The sequence below is a fragment of the Mesorhizobium sp. M7A.F.Ca.MR.176.00.0.0 genome, assembly GCF_004023165.1.
Lineage (GTDB): Bacteria > Pseudomonadota > Alphaproteobacteria > Rhizobiales > Rhizobiaceae > Mesorhizobium.
Genome location: NZ_RZTC01000172.1, coordinates 4,627 through 8,322 on the forward strand (window position 1 = coordinate 4,627; position 3,696 = coordinate 8,322).

General features: G+C 62.9%; 3 protein-coding genes. All 3 read left to right on the forward strand.

The features are described from left to right. The coding region (locus tag EOB59_RS32320; protein WP_245486851.1) for an ABC transporter permease at positions 1-834 on the forward strand (834 nt) is incomplete at its 5' end. 65 nt (positions 835-899) lie between these two features. Continuing rightward, positions 900-3,248: an ABC transporter ATP-binding protein gene (locus EOB59_RS32325; protein WP_128290143.1), complete on the forward strand. Its 2,349-nt coding sequence runs from the start codon at positions 900-902 to the stop codon at positions 3,246-3,248. A gap of 71 nt (positions 3,249-3,319) precedes the next feature. Further along, entirely contained in the window at positions 3,320-3,538 is a 219-nt protein-coding gene (locus EOB59_RS32330) for a CopG family transcriptional regulator (protein ID WP_127270554.1), read from the forward strand. The last annotated feature ends 158 nt before the right edge of the window (positions 3,539-3,696 follow it).

Consider the following 3,696-nt stretch of genomic DNA (forward strand, 5'->3'; position numbering starts at 1 on the left):
CGCGACGTGTTTTCGCGCATGGTCTATGGCAGCCAGATCGTGTTGATCATCGCGCCTGCGGCAACCGGCTTCGCGCTGATGGTCGGCATCACGCTCGGCCTGCCGGCCGGCTATTATGGCGGCAAGATCGACACCGTACTGTCGTTCCTGGCCAACCTCGTGCTGGCCTTCCCGGTCATCCTGCTGTTCTACCTTTTGGTGACGCCGGGCATCATGGACACGCCGATCCCCTATGGCATGGCCGGCGTCTTCTTCCTGTTCCCGATCATCTTCTTCAGCGTGCTGTTCTGGACCCGCTACAAGAACCGGCCCGACCGGCTCTACATCCTGCTCGGCATCACCCTGATCCTCGGCGGCTGGATCTATGCCGGCCTGGTCTTCGACGCCGATCCGCTGAAGATCGTGCATATCGACCCCAACCAGCTCAATATCTTCGTGGCCGTGGTGTTCGCCTCCAGCCCCGGCGTGTTCCGCATCGTGCGTGGCCTGGTGATGGACATCAAGACGCGCGATTATGTGGCGGCGGCGCAGACGCGCGGTGAATCGCCCTGGTACATCATGCTGTGGGAGATCCTGCCCAATGCGCGCGGGCCACTGATCGTCGACGCCTGCCTGCGCATCGGCTACACCACGATCCTGCTCGGCACGCTCGGTTATTTCGGCCTTGGCCTGGCGCCGGAAAGTCCGGACTGGGGCACCGCGATCAAGGACGCCAGCCGCCTGCTGCGCTCCTTCATCCACCCGGCGTTACCGCCGACGATCGCACTGATGTCGTTCGTGCTGGGCTTGAACCTGCTCGCCGACTCGCTGCGCGAACAATCGATGAAAGACTGATCTCGGGTTTCGACCCGATGCGCCTGAGAGAAACAGGCCTAGAAGAACCAGGATTGGAGCGACCCATGAACGAGGCAGTTCGAAATCCCGCCACGCCAACCAATGGGCCGGCCAACGCGCCGATCATCGAGATCGAGAACCTGTCGATCTCCTTCTTCACCCGCAAGGGCGAGATTCCGGCGGTCATGGATTTTTCCTGCACCGTCATGCCGGGCGAGGCGATGGGCATCGTCGGCGAATCCGGCTGCGGCAAGTCGACCGTGTCGCTCGGCATCATGCGCGACCTCTCCAACATCGGGAAGATCGTCGGCGGCAAGATCAAGTTCCAGGGCAAGGACATGGGCGAGCTCTCCGACGAGGAGTTGCGCTCCATTCGCGGCAACAAGATCGCGATGATCTACCAGGAGCCGATGGCCAGCCTGAATCCGGCGATGAAAGTCGGGCAGCAGTTGATGGAAGTGCCGCTGATCCACGACAAGGTGTCGAAGGAAGAGGCCTATAAGCGCGCGATCGAAATGGTGCGCTCGGTCAAGCTGCCCGATCCCGAGCGCATGATGCGCTCCTATCCGCACCAGCTTTCGGGCGGCCAGCAGCAGCGTATCGTCATCGCCATGGCGCTGCTGTCGAAGCCGGCGCTGCTTTTGCTCGACGAACCGACGACGGCGCTCGACGTGACGGTGGAGGCCGGCATCGTCGATCTGGTCAAGGGGCTGGGCGAGAAGTTCGGCACCTCGATGATTTTCGTGTCGCATAATCTCGGCCTGATCCTCGAAACTTGCGACCGCATCACGGTGATGTATTCGGGTGAAGCGGTCGAGACGGGCAAGATCAAGGATGTGTTCGACCGGATGCGCCATCCCTATACGCAAGGGCTGTTCCGCTCGATCCCGCTGCCGGGCGCCGACAAGAACTCACGGCCGCTGATCTCGATTCCCGGCCAACTGCCGCTGCCGCACGAGCGGCCCAAGGGCTGCAATTTCGGCCCGCGCTGCCACCATTTCGTCGAGGGCGTCTGCAACGCCGCCGAAATCCCGATGATCGAGGTCGCTGGTCACGAAGGCCATTTCTCGCGCTGCGTGCGCTTCAATGAGATCGACTGGGAGGCGCTGCCGCCCGGCGCCAAGAAGGTCAATGAGCGCGTCGTGCCCGGTGCGCCGGTGCTCAAGATCGAGGACCTCAGAAAATACTACAGGGTCGGCGGCAACGAGGTGTTCGGCTCGAGCGAGGGCCGCGTCGTCAAGGCCAACGAGACGATCTCGTTCATGGCGCGCGAATCCGAGACGGTTGCCATCGTGGGCGAATCCGGCTGCGGAAAGTCGACGCTGGCCAAGGTGCTGCTCGGGCTGGAGACGGCAAGTGCCGGCACGGTGACGCTGGGCAACACGGAAATCCAGTCGACCGGCATCGAGAAACGGAGCGTCGACACGGTGTCGTCGATCCAGATGGTGTTCCAGAATCCGTTCGACACGCTCAATCCCAGCCATTCGGTCGGTTCGCAGATCATCCGCACGCTGGAGAAGTTCAACGTCGGCAAGACGGTTGCCGATCGCCGCAAGCGCATGCTGGAACTGCTCGACCTGGTGAAGCTGCCGCGGGCATTCGAAACCCGCAAGCCGCGCCAGCTATCGGGCGGCCAAAAGCAGCGCATCGGCGTGGCGCGCGCCTTTGCCGGTGACGCCAAGGTGGTGGTGGCCGACGAGCCGGTGTCGGCGCTCGACGTTTCGGTGCAGGCGGCGGTGACCGAACTGCTGATGGACATCCAGCGCAAGAACAAGACGACAATGCTGTTCATCAGCCATGATCTGTCGGTCGTGCGCTACATCGCCGACCGCGTCGTGGTCATGTATCTCGGCTATATTGTCGAGCAAGGCACGACCGACCAGATCTTCGCGCCGCCCTACCATCCCTATACCGAGGCACTGCTGTCGGCGATCCCGATCGCTGACACCAGCGTGGTCAAGCGGCACATCGTGCTGGAGGGCGACATTCCCTCGGCGATGAACCCACCGTCCGGCTGCCCGTTCCAGACCCGCTGCGGCTACAAGAAGCTGGTGCCTGACAATCTTTGCGAGACCAAGGTGCCACCGGTCAAGCATCTCGGCGGCGGCCATATGAGCCTGTGCTGGCTCTCCGACGACGTGCTGGCCAAGATGGAGCCGGTGATCAAGTTCGACAAGGAACACGCCGCGCATGAGGGTTTGCCGGAAGACGCGCCGCATGGCGACGGCCCCGGTTTTGCCGGCACGCCACCGAAGCGTCCGCGCGGCAAGACGGGCAGCGCGGCAGCCGATGCGGTGGGGCAGGCTGCCGAGGAGGCCGAAGCCGTTTCGAAAGCCCGCCGTCACGAGGTCCGCGACGAGGTTTCGGAAACCGGCCGTTCTCCAAAGCCGGGCAAGCCCAGGAAACCGAACTGACCGGCATCACGCAATTTCATATGCTGCGCCATGTGATGCGTGATGTTTGATGCTTGGAGGGAGGGCGAATTGTGAGAACGACACTTGCAATCGATGACGATGTCCTTCTTGCCGCCAAAGCTATGGCGCGGCAGCAGGATCGCAGTGTGGGCGAAGTCATTTCCGATCTGGTTCGCCGTTCGCTGCGTCCGCCGCAGGCGGGCGGGGAGCGCAACGGCATTCCCTTGCTTTCGTCGCGGCCCGGCGGGCCGATGGTCGATCTCGAAACGGTCAATGCGCTTCGCGACTAGCCGCGCTGGAACAGAGGATTTGGCAGGGTTGGGGATCTGTCGGCAGCAAGATGTCTTCCCTCGGTGGACCATCGCTGGCATTCGGGATTGGCTGGAGCCTCCCCAAACTTCGTCATCCTAGGGCGTAGCAGGAGCGAAGCTCCGTCGCGGAGACCCTG